General features: G+C 40.0%; 13 protein-coding genes. 11 read left to right on the top strand and 2 right to left on the bottom strand.

Features of this window, described 5'->3' with window-relative positions; genetic code table 11:
• Positions 1 to 320: 320 nt before the first annotated feature.
• The 7 genes from nadC to yacG all read left to right on the top strand — a co-directional run bounded on the left by nadC (position 321) and on the right by yacG (position 7,358).
• The gene (nadC, locus tag DK924_RS00685; protein ID WP_016899186.1) at positions 321 to 1,166 is read left to right on the top strand and encodes a carboxylating nicotinate-nucleotide diphosphorylase; all 846 of its coding nucleotides are present in this window, start codon (positions 321 to 323) and stop codon (positions 1,164 to 1,166) included.
• Between the two features lie 511 nt (positions 1,167 to 1,677).
• Complete coding sequence (locus DK924_RS00680; RefSeq protein ID WP_109874097.1) at positions 1,678 to 2,106, top strand: pilin; 429 nt, start codon at positions 1,678 to 1,680, stop codon at positions 2,104 to 2,106.
• Positions 2,107 to 2,213: 107 nt separating this feature from the next.
• Positions 2,214 to 3,443, top strand: a complete 1,230-nt coding sequence (locus DK924_RS00675) for a type II secretion system F family protein (RefSeq protein ID WP_109874096.1) — start codon at positions 2,214 to 2,216, stop codon at positions 3,441 to 3,443.
• A 264-nt stretch (positions 3,444 to 3,707) separates the two neighbouring features.
• A complete protein-coding gene (locus tag DK924_RS00670) occupies positions 3,708 to 4,619 on the top strand; it encodes an A24 family peptidase (protein ID WP_109874095.1) in 912 nt (303 codons plus the stop codon).
• 2 nt (positions 4,620 to 4,621) lie between these two features.
• Positions 4,622 to 5,251: a dephospho-CoA kinase gene (gene coaE, locus DK924_RS00665; protein WP_109874094.1), complete on the top strand. Its 630-nt coding sequence runs from the start codon at positions 4,622 to 4,624 to the stop codon at positions 5,249 to 5,251.
• Positions 5,252 to 5,385: 134 nt separating this feature from the next.
• Positions 5,386 to 7,062 carry a type IV-A pilus assembly ATPase PilB gene (gene pilB / locus DK924_RS00660; protein ID WP_109874093.1) on the top strand — a complete coding sequence of 559 codons (1,677 nt, stop codon included), beginning with the start codon at positions 5,386 to 5,388 and terminating at the stop codon, positions 7,060 to 7,062.
• 65 nt (positions 7,063 to 7,127) lie between these two features.
• Positions 7,128 to 7,358, top strand: a complete 231-nt coding sequence (yacG, locus tag DK924_RS00655) for a DNA gyrase inhibitor YacG (RefSeq protein ID WP_010391853.1) — start codon at positions 7,128 to 7,130, stop codon at positions 7,356 to 7,358.
• Between the two features lie 59 nt (positions 7,359 to 7,417).
• Here the strand turns inward: yacG and DK924_RS00650 are convergent, their stop codons facing one another.
• Positions 7,418 to 7,906: a Spy/CpxP family protein refolding chaperone gene (locus DK924_RS00650; protein ID WP_109874092.1), complete on the bottom strand. Its 489-nt coding sequence runs from the start codon at positions 7,904 to 7,906 to the stop codon at positions 7,418 to 7,420.
• A 166-nt stretch (positions 7,907 to 8,072) separates the two neighbouring features.
• Between DK924_RS00650 and DK924_RS00645 the strand changes: the two genes are divergently transcribed.
• From DK924_RS00645 to DK924_RS00635, 3 genes are read left to right on the top strand one after another with little or no spacing between them, the layout of a single operon-like run.
• Positions 8,073 to 8,762 carry a response regulator gene (locus DK924_RS00645; protein ID WP_109874091.1) on the top strand — a complete coding sequence of 230 codons (690 nt, stop codon included), beginning with the start codon at positions 8,073 to 8,075 and terminating at the stop codon, positions 8,760 to 8,762.
• The gene (locus tag DK924_RS00640) at positions 8,740 to 10,155 is read left to right on the top strand and encodes an ATP-binding protein (protein WP_109874090.1); all 1,416 of its coding nucleotides are present in this window, start codon (positions 8,740 to 8,742) and stop codon (positions 10,153 to 10,155) included. Before DK924_RS00645 ends, DK924_RS00640 begins: the two co-directional genes overlap by 23 nt.
• Before the next feature lie 3 nt (positions 10,156 to 10,158).
• Positions 10,159 to 11,106 (top strand): alpha/beta fold hydrolase, encoded by a 948-nt coding sequence (locus DK924_RS00635; protein WP_109874089.1) that lies wholly within the window; start codon positions 10,159 to 10,161, stop codon positions 11,104 to 11,106.
• Here the strand turns inward: DK924_RS00635 and DK924_RS00630 are convergent.
• Entirely contained in the window at positions 11,079 to 11,948 is an 870-nt protein-coding gene (locus DK924_RS00630) for a cation diffusion facilitator family transporter (protein WP_109874088.1), read from the bottom strand. The genes DK924_RS00635 and DK924_RS00630 overlap by 28 nt on opposite strands.
• Positions 11,949 to 12,104: 156 nt before the next feature.
• On the opposite strand from DK924_RS00630, the gene trmL reads away from it, so the two are divergent.
• Positions 12,105 to 12,569, top strand: coding sequence for a tRNA (uridine(34)/cytosine(34)/5-carboxymethylaminomethyluridine(34)-2'-O)-methyltransferase TrmL (gene trmL, locus DK924_RS00625; RefSeq protein ID WP_010391841.1), 465 nt, complete (start codon positions 12,105 to 12,107; stop codon positions 12,567 to 12,569).
• Positions 12,570 to 12,671 lie beyond the last annotated feature (102 nt).

The raw sequence follows: 12,671 nt of genomic DNA, 5'->3' as shown, positions 1-12,671 counted from the left end.
CCGTTGCCCGTTGCCCGTTGCCCGTTGCCCGTTGCCCGTTGCCCGTTGCCGAAAAATTTAAAACACTATTGTAAATATATTCAACACAGTATTTGCTCAAAATAGCAGCTTGAGATAGATTTATTATCTAGAGCTCAGGTTAATCAACCAAAATTGATGTATATCAAGATGCTAATAGATTTAATCCCATAAAGATAGCGTAATACTAAACGATAAAATATGATTAACGCGTTAATTTTTAGTTTAGTTGTTAGCTGCTTCTAATTAGTAATTAAACAGAGTAAAATTTAGTTAATTTATTATCTACTATGAGCTTTTTCATGTCTATTTCGCATACCCTAATTAGCCAACTTGTTACCTTAGCACTGGATGAAGACCTAAATAACCAAAGCGCAGAACAAGGCGATATTACCGCACAGCTTATTCCTCAAGCAGAGCAAGCTAATGCGAAAGTGATCACTCGTGAAGACTGCATTTTTTGTGGTAAAGATCTAATCATTGAAGTGTTCAAACAAGTCGACCCAAGTGTGGTTGTAAACATATGCGTTAACGATGGCGACTTTGTTAGTGCCAATAGCACCCTATTTACCGCCTCCGGTTCTGCTCGCGCTATTTTAACGGCCGAGCGAACTGCACTTAATTTTGTACAAACGCTTTCTGGCACAGCCACCACCACAGCGCATTATGTAAAAGAGCTAAGTGGTACTAGCACGCAACTACTCGATACTCGTAAAACCATACCTGGGCTAAGAGCATTGCAAAAATACGCAGTTAAGTGTGGTGGCGGTGCAAACCACCGAATTGGTTTGTTTGATGCGTTTTTAATTAAAGAAAACCACATAGCGGCTTGTGGAGGAATTAATAACGCAGTAGTTCAAGCTAAGCTAAATCATGCCGATAAACCTATAGAGGTTGAGGTTGAATCGTTTGATGAGCTAGAGCAAGCCATTAACGCTGGCGCCGACATCATAATGTTAGATAACTTTAATCCAGAGCAAATACGCCAAGCAGTTAGCATTACAAATAAGCGCGCTAAGTTAGAAGTATCAGGCAATATGACCCTAGAAACACTAAAAGCCTACTCGCAAGCAGGTGTGGACTTTATCTCAAGTGGCGCGCTTACAAAAAATTTACAATCAATCGATTTATCGATGCGATTTGAGTAAACAATGTAAAATTTTATTTATATATTCTTGCGCTAATTGATTGACAGCTTTTAAAAAAGGGCATTAAATAATTCAAAAGGACCATTTTAACAAGTTATTAAATTAATGCGTTTTTTATAGTGTTTTTACATACAAAAGCGCAATAAACAGTGTTAGACTCATTCATATTGACTAGTTTTAAATTTTCAATTAGTTAAAAAGACTGAAAAAGCATTTATAAGGGATAGAATAAAAATAAGCGATAGGGTTTATTTTTATAATTAGCTTGTAACTTACGCGGGTTATAACTAACTTTTAATAGTTAGGTTTATGCTCAAGTAAGGGACAAATTAACGAATAACCGCCATAAAGTGCGTGTCTTCGCGGAAAATTTTTACCGCTTAAACACAGCACTAAATTTGGCAAAATGATTTTATTTTTGTAGTAACAGGTTAAGTGAACAATATAAGTTACAGTTTATAAACTTATACCCGTTTGGCTTACCACAACATTATCCTTTAGGAGAGGAAACATGCAAACAATTACACAACAAAACCAAAAGGGTTTCACCCTAATTGAATTAATGATTGTAGTAGCAATCATCGGTATTTTAGCAGCAGTAGCACTGCCTGCTTATTCTGATTATCAAGCTTCATCTAAACTAACAGCTGGACTAGCGGAAATATCAGCTGGTAGAACAGGTTTTGAAATTGCTACTAACAATGGTGAAACGCCAACAAATGAACTTGCTGGCCTAAATAGCCCTACATCCAATTGTACTATTACAACAGATGCTACGGGTATTGAGTGTGCAATTCTGAATGCGCCAACGCAAGTTAAAGATGCTAAAATAAAATGGACACGCGAAAATGGCGGTTGGACGTGCGCCACAACGGGTGCAGCTGATGCTTCACTGGCACCAAAAAGCTGTCCTCAAACTGCTACAACACCATCAACATAATTGTGATCGGTATTTAACTTTTAATAAGCGCTCTGTGGGGCGCTTTTTTTATATAAATTTTTACTAATTGCGTAATTTAACCCCCGTTTAATTCAAGTGAGTTTTATATGGCAACTAAACAAGAAGTTAAAAGCCTTGATACCTTTCAGTGGGTAGGTGTAAGCGCTCGAGGCAAGAAGCTTGAGGGCGAGCTTACGGGATCTAGCATTGCACTAGTCAAAGCACAATTACGCAAACAAGGCATTACCCCCTCTAAAGTAAAGCGTAAAGCGAAGCCACTCTTCGGCATAAAAAGCGTACAAAAAATAACCCCAAAAGATATTGCTTTAGTGACAAGGCAAATAGCCACCATGCTGATGGCGGGTGTACCGCTGATTCAATCCATAGAGATGATAGCTTCAGGCTCCACTAATAAGAGCGTGAGTAAGCTCATGAGTGCTATTGGCGATGAAGTAAAAGCTGGGTTGCCGCTTTCTAACGCACTTAGAAAGTACCCTCGCTATTTTGATGATTTATATTGCGATTTAGTGGCCTCTGGTGAGCAATCGGGCGCTTTAGATAAAATATTTGACCGCGTTGCCCTTTATAAAGAAAAATCAGAAGCGCTGAAATCAAAAATTAAAAAAGCCATGTTTTATCCAATATCAGTTTTAGTGATTGCTGGAATTGTAACTTCTATCTTATTGATTTTTGTAGTGCCGCAATTCCAAGATATTTTTGCTGGCTTTGGCGCTGAGCTCCCCGCTTTTACTTTATTTGTAATTGGCATTTCTGAATTTATGCAAGCGTATTGGTGGATGATACTGATTGCCGTTATGGCATTTGGCTACATATACAAAGAAGCCGCACTCAGAAGCTTAGCGCTCAGAGATGCTACCGACCGCGCCATACTTAAACTCCCGGTTATTGGCATGATACTTAATAAAGCCGCTGTGGCACGTTATGCGCGGACTTTATCGACCACCTTTGCTGCGGGTGTACCGCTGGTAGATGCGCTAGACTCTGCTGCCGGTGCATCAGGTAATGCAGTTTACCGTTATGCTATTTTAGAAATAAAAGCCGAGGTGAGCTCAGGTAATCAAATGAATTGGGCGATGCGTAACTCTAAAATATTCCCCGATATGGTAATACAAATGGTCGCCATTGGTGAAGAATCAGGATCGCTTGATGGCATGCTCGCTAAAGTCGCCACTATTTACGAGCAAGAAGTAGATGACGCGGTAGATGGCCTATCTAGCTTACTGGAGCCATTAATCATGGCAGTACTCGGTGTATTAGTTGGCGGCTTAATTGTGGCCATGTACTTACCTATATTCCAACTAGGTTCGGTTATTTAGACAGATTTTAGGGTCGAGGTGTGAGGTTCGAGGCCCGCAGCTCGCCGCCCGTAACCTTAACTACCTTTAAAAGCGAAGCGTCTCTTAACCTCTTTGTGAATAATAACCTTGCGCGACATAAAGCCCCGCCTTCAGAACAATTAAAAAGCGGTGGTTCCCCGCAACCCGTTGCCCGTCGCTCGAACCTAACATCCTAAACCCTAACTTTGCACTTATGTAAAACCACTGTATTATCAAAGCAGAATTTAGTTTTAGGTAAAATAAATGCAAAGTCTTTTTATTGATATCAGCAACGCGATGCAAGCAAACCTATGGTTTTACTTGACCACGGTTGGCCTAGTAAGTTTATGTATAGGTAGCTTTTTAAATGTAGTGATATATCGCTTGCCACTAATGATGCAAAAAGAATGGCAAACGGAATGTCGCTTATTATTAGCCGATGAACTAACCAGCCCAAAGACTGAACAGGCCACTTCACAAAATACTGACACGTTTAATTTAGTTAAGCCCAACTCATGTTGTCCTAAGTGCAAAGCAGCCATTAAACCATGGCAAAACATTCCTATATTCAGTTGGTTATTTTTAAAAGGTAAATGCGCAACTTGTGATAACCCAATCTCAGTGCGTTACCCAACCGTTGAAGCCATTACCGCTACTTTAAGCCTAGTTGTTGCTTACACTTTTGGCGCAACTGAGCAGGCTTTATTGTACATTGTAGTGACTTGGGCATTGGTAGCACTGACTTTTATTGATATTGATCACATGTTGCTGCCGGATCAGCTTACTTTGCCGCTTTTATGGCTGGCGTTAATCGCCTCAGTTATGAGTTATACCATAGCCCCTAGCGATGCCATTATTGGTGCAGCATGTGGTTATTTAAGCTTGTGGAGTGTGTTTTGGCTGTTTAAGCTAATTACTGGCAAAGAAGGTATGGGTTATGGCGACTTTAAATTACTGGCTGTATTTGGCGCACTGCTAGGTTGGCAATCGTTATTGACCATTATTTTACTCTCAAGCGTGGTAGGCGCAGTAATAGGCATTGCCCTACTGAGTATTCAAGGTAAAGACAAAGCAACCCCTATTCCTTTTGGCCCTTATTTAGCAATAGCCGGTTGGATCACTATGCTGTGGGGGACACAACTACAAAACAGCTATTTTAATTTTATTGGTTACTAATTATGAGTAATACACAAAACCATAAAAATAACTGGGTGCTGGGCCTAACCGGCGGGATTGGCTGTGGTAAAACCGCAGTTAGCGATATGTTGGCAGAACTAGGCATTACTATTGTTGATGCTGATATTATAGCTCGCCAAGTAGTTGAACCTGGCACTGATGGTCTAAAAGCTATTGTTGAGCATTTTGGCACTGACATACTCGATGAACATGGCGCATTAAACCGTGGCGAACTACGAGCGCGGATTTTTAGTAATCCTGAACAAAAAACATGGCTCAATGCGCTGCTGCACCCTTTAATACGCACTAAACTACTCACTGACTTAAAAAACGCGCAAAGCGACTATGTGGTTTTAGTTGCCCCGTTATTATTTGAAAATGGGCTTGATCGCTACTGTAATCGCACCTTGCTGATTGATGTACCAGTAGAAATACAAATTACCCGCACCACAAAACGTGACAATATAAGCTCTGAACAAGCAAAACAAATAATTGACGCACAGATGTCTCGTGAGCATAAACAACAAAAAGCGGATGATATTTTAAATAATAACCGCGATTTAAACGATGTAAAACAAGACTTACTTAAGCTACATAATTATTATTTACAGCAAGCAAAGTCTACAATATAGAGTGACTGACCCAATCACAGCGCAATAAACTGATATTTTTATCGGTAAATTATCTGCTGCATTGGTACGATTAATGTATTCCTTTCTTTTTTCTGATAAATTGCTGATTAAAGAAGGATTAAATCAGGTGCGCAATGAATATTAACTCACCGTTACTAAGAAAATTTATTACCCTCGGCCGGGTTGATACCGATACCGTAAAAGCCAGGCAGCAAGACTTTGCGTCAACCGCAGAACTTATTTCTAAATGCGGAAAAATAGATAGCAACGATTTAGCTGAGCAATGTATTGATTTGTTTAGGGTGCCTTTTTTTGATTTAAAAGATTTTAATGTTGCACAAATTCCTACCGAGCTAGTTAAAGAAAAGCTGATCCGCAAGCATCATATTTTACCTTTGGTACAAAAAGGCAGAAAAGTATATATTGCCGCTTCAGATCCTACCGATTACGGCGCTTTTGAAAACTTTGAATTTAGCACCGGTTTATCGTGTGAAGTGGTAGTAGTTGACTACCTACAGCTTGACCATAAAATTGAGCAACTACTGGATGCTGCAGGTAGCTTAAATTTAAGTGAGGATGAATTTAAAGAGTTTGCTGAACTAGATTCTGAGCCACAAAAAGATCATACGCCAAAAGACGATGACAAAGACGACGCCCCTATTATTGTCTACATTAATAAAATTTTAATGGACGCAATAAAAAAAGGCGCTTCGGATCTTCACTTTGAACCTTATGAACATAAATATCGTATTCGCTTTCGCATCGACGGAATTTTGCATGAGGTAGCCAGCCCGCCAAATACCTTAGCCAGTAAGCTATCTGCTCGTATAAAAGTTATGTCACGCCTTGATATCGCTGAAAAACGTAAGCCACAAGATGGCCGTATAAAACTCAAAGTGACAGAACGTAAAAGTATTGATTTTCGTGTTAGTACTATGCCCACTTTGTGGGGCGAAAAAATTGTAATGCGTATCCTCGATTCATCAAGTGCCATGTTAGGTATTGATGTTTTAGGCTATGAACCCGAACAGAAAGAGCTCTACCTCGATGCACTAAATCAACCTCAGGGGATGATTTTAGTTACTGGCCCAACTGGCTCGGGTAAAACCGTCTCCCTGTATACGGGCTTAAATATACTAAATCAGCCCGAGCGAAATATTAGTACCGCCGAAGATCCGGTAGAAATTAACCTCGAAGGGATTAACCAAGTACAAATAAACACTAAAGCCGACATGACATTTGCTAACGCTTTGCGGGCATTTTTACGCCAAGATCCCGATGTAGTAATGGTCGGTGAAATACGGGATTTAGAAACCGCTGAAATATCAATTAAAGCGGCGCAAACCGGTCACTTAGTGTTATCTACATTACATACTAACTCAGCACCAGAAACCATTACCCGTTTGTTAAATATGGGCGTACCCGCGTATAATGTGGCCAGTTCAATCAGCTTGATAATCGCCCAGCGCTTAGCCCGAAGGTTATGCTCTAAATGTAAAACGCCAGAGCAATTACCCCTTGAAGAACTTATGCGCCAAGGCTTTAGTGAACAGCAAATACAGGATATGGTTTTATATGCCCCTAAAGGCTGTGAAAACTGTACAGATGGCTTCAAAGGCCGTGTTGGTATTTACGAAGTTATGAAAGTTACTCCAGAAATTGCACAAATTATTATGCGTGGGGGTAACTCACTAGAAATTGCCGAAGTATCACTTAAAGCAGGGTTTAATAACATACGCTTATCAGGTCTTCGAAAAGCAGCAGAGGGCGTTACCTCTCTGGCTGAGATAAACCGTGTTACTAGTTTTTAAATAAAGTGCTTAGTTGCTTAACGATAAATTGAGCGGCTAAGCCTATATCAATTTGAGAGTAAATTATGCCAACTATGGTTAACTGCCCAACCTGCAAAATAAAAGTAGAATGGTCAGCACAAAGTCCGCACCGCCCTTTTTGTTCAAAGCGTTGCCAACTTATTGACTTAGGTGAGTGGTCGTTTGAAAATAATAAAATTTCAGCACCCATCACCTCTGCCGATGAATTCAATCAAGACATGATTGAAGACATTGAAGCAATGATGGCAAAAAATGAAGATGACTTTTTTAAATAATCACTCGTGTAATATAAAAAAGCCAGCATTTAGCTGGCTTTTTGCTTTGTGTTAAAACGTTATGCTCTATGTTTACGGTGTTTTTTATTCATTCGCTGCTGTATTTTAGCTAACTTTTCTTTTTGCTCAGCGTTAAGCAATTGCATTACTTGATGCTGGGTTTTTAATTTAATTAACCCCAATTGCTGTTTCTTATCTTGGCGTGCGGTTAATAACTCTTTCGCTGCATTTTCGTCAAAATTTGGCGCTGACAATAATGCATCCATTTGTGCTTTATAGGCTTGACGCTGTGCCTTGCGCACGTCTTTGTCTTGGCTTCTTAGCGCTTTAATTTGCGTTTTTTGCGCTGTAAAAATCGCTTTTAGTTGTGTTTGTTGATCTTGCGTAAGTGCCAGCTTATCTGCTGCTCGCTCAGAGAGTAAAAAGCGCGCTTGAGAGTGTTCTTGTTTATAGCCATCGCCTTTTGCGAATGCGCTGCCCGCACTGAGCGTTGCAGCTGTTAAGCCACATATAAGTACTAATTTTGATAGCGTGTTTACTTTAGTCATAATCATCACCTTTATATTGGGTTGGTTGTTGGCTGCTAACCAGTGTGTTCACTATAACCGGCTCAATGCAAAGTAACGCAAAGCAGTGTAAAGGTTATGTAAAGACTAACTATTGATACATTAAACGCGTAAAATAAAACCATAAACAGCGCGTAAGGCTTTATATATGAAACTATTAATGATTGATGATGATACCGGTTTATGCGAATTATTAAGCGAATACCTAAGTGCACAGGGCTTTAGCGTTCAAACCTCACATGATGGTCAACAAGGCTTAGAGCTTGCCTTGCAAAACGATTACGCGCTTATATTACTAGACGTTATGCTGCCCTCTATAGATGGCTTTGAAGTGCTGAAGCAACTCAGGCAAAGTAAATTAACACCAGTGATTATGTTGACCGCTAAAGGAGAAGACTTTGACCGTATTTTTGGTTTAGAGCTCGGCGCTGACGACTACATACCAAAGCCGTTTAATCACAGAGAACTCCTTGCCCGCGTAAAAGCAATTACTCGCCGCATTGAACATATAAATAGTGTAAGCAATAACACTAATAAAAAGCTCTCTTTAAATGGTATTACTATTAATTTTGCTGCGCGAGAGGCCAGTATTAATAACACTCCCCTCACATTAACGGGCACCGAATACGAAATACTCGCTTTATTGATAAAACACGCGCCAGATGTAATTAGCAAAGAGCAAATAAGCGAAGATGTATTAGGCAGACGCTTAGCATCTTTCGACCGTTCTATAGATATGCATGTGAGTAATATTCGTAAAAAAATAGCCGAGCATATTGAGGGCGATAAAATTAAAACAATGAGGGGAACGGGTTATGTCTTCATCCAAGGAGAATAAACCTCTGCGTTTTAGTTGGCTTCGCCACCCACGGTATTATTTATTTTTTAAGGTCTTTACGTGGTTTTGGCTGACGATTATAGGCACTTTTACAGCGCTCTTTTTCTTAAGTAATATTTCACTAATAAACGCCATTAGCCATGATCCACTACAAGGGCCGATGCAAAAAAACCTAGAATATTTGGCACGAGGTATCGAGCGTAGCGCACATAAACACAAGCGCTCAATTAATGACATTATTACTCATCCGCGTTTAACTAAACGTAAGTTACTTTATTTAAATTCGCAAAATAGCGATGAAGTGTTGATCAGTAAAAATGTTGAGAACAATATTGATTTAAGCTTACTTAACTTTAGTAAGGGCATGTCGCCACAGGTTATTTTTACTGAATATTACCAAGCTTTTGGCCCTGTACGCATTCGGGTTCCTGAAGGGGAATTTGAGTTATATGAAATCGATATCAATCAGCAGCGACCACTCTTTATTCGCTTAAGATTATTACCCGTTTGGTTAAAAATTTCCATTGCAATTATCGCCTCACTTACATTAAGTTTTTTATTTAGTCGTAACTTAATTGCCCCTATAAATAGCTTAAAACAAGCAGCAATCAAGCTCTCAAACGGCGATTTAAGTGCGCGCGCGGCGATAAATAGTCAGCGAAAAGATGAACTTGGAGTTTTAGGGCGCGACTTTAACCGTATGGCTGATCAACTTGAGCAGCTACTTAGCGCTCAAAAGCGCTTATTAGCCGATATATCCCATGAATTACGCTCTCCGCTAACCCGTTTAAAAATGGCTACGGGGTTGGCACAAATGCAAGCAAGTGAAGCAAGCCAATCGTATTTACTGCGTATTGAAAAAGAAGCTAATCAATTAGATAAAATGATAGCCGATGTATTGCAAGTATCGCGCTTAGAAGCTAATAGCCAACCTTTATCGCTGCAAACACAGTCACTGCAAGTGATTGTTGACCATGTGATTAACGATGCTCAGTTTGAAGCAAAACAGCACAATAAAACCCTAGTTGTATACGGTAATGTTGAAGTAAATATAGAGTGCGACGAAATGTTGATTGCCAGTGCCTTAGAGAACATTCTGCGCAACGCCATTAAATATGCACAACATACTATTAGTATCAGCTTAAAACACAGTGATACCATATACATACAAATATGTGATGATGGTCCAGGCGTACCTAAAGCGCAACTTGATAAGTTGTGTGAACCGTTTTTTAGGCAATCAGATGCCCGGGACCGCATCAGCGGGGGTACGGGGTTAGGGTTAGCCATTGCAAAAAATGCGGTAATAGCGCATGGCGGAAATTTAGTCTTATCGAATAAAGAACAAGGTGGCTTGTGTGCTAATATAACCTTGCCGTTAATCAAAGAGTAAAGCATGTTTTATAGTTCAGAAGCCCAGCTTGAGAGTAATCAAGAGGCCATTAGTGTTTTTTATACTTCACATTTAACTAAAAGCTACTTAGATACACCTGCAGGAAAGTTATTTTACGCATACGCAATCCCTAACAATGCTACCACTGCAGTAGTGATAAGTACGGGGCGTGTTGAGGGCCTAGAAAAGTATAAAGAACTGATATGGGAGCTATACTGTAATAATTTTGCTGTGTTTATTATGGATCACCAAGGTCAGGGGCGCTCTTACAGGCATCTTAAAAATAAGCATAAAGGCTTTGTAAAACATTATAATAACTACAGCAATGACCTTAATAACTTTGATCAGCAAATAGTTTCAAAGCATTGGCAAGGTAAAAAAATCATGCTGGCTCATTCAATGGGTAGCGCGATAGCAGTTGATTATTTAGCTAATTTTGAAAACAGCTATAAAGGTGTGTTTTTGTCTGCGCCTATGTTTGATATTTTTACAAAAGACGTACCAAAAATACCAACGCAATTTATTGTTAACTTAGCCACTTGGCTTGGTTTACACTCTTGCTATGCATTTGGACAAGGCAACTACAACCCAATCCCATTTACAGAAAACGTACTTACTAGCAGCGAGGAGCGTTACACCTACTTTAGGCAAGCCTATCAATTAGAACCTAACATACAATTAGGTGGCGTTACGTTTGGCTGGCTCGCAGCTACGATATCATTCTTAAAGTCGATTGATAATCTAAACGTACCAATTCCATTGTTTATAGCAAGTGCAGCTAGCGATACAGTGGTTAATAACAAAGCGCAGTATAGTTTTGCAAAAAGGCATGCTCATGCAAAAATCGAGAGTTTTGAAGATGCAAAACACGAGCTACTTTTTGAACGTGACGAAATTCGAAAGCCGCTATTAACTAATTTTTATCAGTTTTGTGAGTCTGTTACTTCTTGAGCAGTTTTAGAATTCACTAAAACAGAAAGCGGATCGAGGTGAATGAGTATATCTACCTCAGATTCAAAACGAGCACTTATCATGGCTTCTACTTCATCTGCTACTTTATGGGCACGAATAAGTGGTAAATTGTCATCAAGCTCTAAATGCAGCTGAATAAACTTAACTTTACCGCCTTGTCGAGTGCGAATACCGTGCACCCCATAAACGTCATCATGGTTACGCGCTATCTCAAAAATGCTTTGCTTTTCTTCATCGGGCAGCTCTTTATCCATTAAGTGTGAGGCACTCTCTGTTGCTATATCCCAGCTGTTATAAAGTAAATACCCTGCCACACCTATCGCAAACAAAGGGTCAGCATACAGCACCCCATAATAAGCAAGTAAAATGGCAAGTAGCACCGCTGCATTTAAAATTAAATCGCCTTTGTAGTGCACAGAATCGGCTTTTATAGCGATTGATTCTGTATGCTTCACGACTTTATTTTGCACAAATACAATCACTAATGTACACACTATGGCAAAAATGCTTACCCAAACACCTAATAATGAATGTGTCAGCTCTACGGGGTTAATGAGTCGCTCAATACCGTGAAACGCCAATAAACAACCCGAGCCTGCAATAAAGGCAGCTTGCCCTAACCCTGCAAGCGCCTCCGCTTTACCGTGACCAAATCGGTGGTCATCGTCAGCAGGACGCAGTGCATACGATAAAACCAAAAAGCTCATTAGTGTCGCTGTGATATCCATTAATGAGTCGGTTAATGAGCCAAGCATTGACGCCGAACCCGACGCCAGCCACGCCCATGCTTTGGTCGCAATCATTAGGCTAACCATGACCATGGTCACGATGCTAGAGGCCTTGACCCAAAATTCATAACTGCGATTATGCACGTATCTTTCCGTTTTATGCTGTATTTAATGTTTTCAGTATATCATTTTTTATTCATTGTTCGTGTATACTGAGCCCGTCAAATTAAAGATTTTATAGGGCTTATTGTGCTGGATATTGTTTTATACCAACCTGAAATTCCGCCTAACACCGGGAATATCATTCGTTTATGTGCCAATACAGGCTATGCACTGCATTTAATTGAACCGTTAGGGTTTGAGTGGGATGACAAACGTGTAAAACGCGCTGGCCTTGATTATCACGAATTTAGTCATGTGCAACGTCATGCTTCATTTGAAGCTTACTTAGAAAAGTGCCAGCCTAAAAAAGTGTATGCGTGCACCACTAAAGGTAGTCAGTTTCATCACCAAGCACAGTATGAAGCGGGTGATTGCTTAGTATTCGGCCCAGAAACCCGAGGCTTACCTGATGACATGATTCAAGCACTGCCAAACGAGCAACGCGTGCGTATTCCTATGCAAGCCGATAGCCGCAGTATGAATCTATCTAATGCGGTCGCTGTGTTTGTGTATGAATCTTGGCGCCAGCTTGGTTTTCCAAACGCCCAATAAGGTTTTAGGTTTTAGGTTTTAGGTTTTAGGTTTTAGGTTTTAGGTTTTAGGTTTTAGGTTTTAGGTTTTAGGTAAACAAAATACCTGTCACCTAAAACCTAG

Origin of the sequence: Pseudoalteromonas sp. meg-B1 (genome assembly GCF_003173795.1) — a bacterium.
Classification (GTDB): Bacteria; Pseudomonadota; Gammaproteobacteria; order Enterobacterales; family Alteromonadaceae; genus Pseudoalteromonas; species Pseudoalteromonas undina.
This window is presented reverse-complemented; position numbering and strand designations above follow the sequence as displayed.